This is a genomic window from Sinorhizobium sp. GQ132 (assembly GCF_059758575.1).
The window spans coordinates 1-250 of the sequence record NZ_JCAXDX010000081.1 but is presented as its reverse complement, the minus strand read 5'-3'; the positions used below and the strand labels follow the sequence as shown (position 1 = coordinate 250).

At 59.6% G+C, this 250-nt stretch carries 1 protein-coding gene; it reads left to right on the top strand.

Annotation, left to right across the window (positions count from 1 at the left end; genetic code table 11):
* A partial coding sequence (locus AC6CIG_RS29815; RefSeq protein WP_498324402.1) for a hypothetical protein occupies positions 1 to 250 on the top strand: 250 nt, incomplete at both ends.

Sequence of the window (250 nt, the reverse complement as noted above, 5' to 3'; positions counted from 1 at the left end):
AGGCGAGGGTCACAGATGGTGCGGGCCGTACATTCTGGTCGGCGGCCAATCCAGAATTTATCGGCGCCTGGGCTGAGTTCGGCAGCGACTACGACGAGTATCGAAGCGAATGTTTCAAGAAGGTGCGTGACATAGTAGACAAGAAGGCGAAAGTTAAGCGCCGCCTGAAGCCCGGCGAGCCGCAGGAGGAGATTGAGTGGGCGGCCAACTACATTCGGGAGTACATGGAAGCGCGCAGCCCCGAGACCGG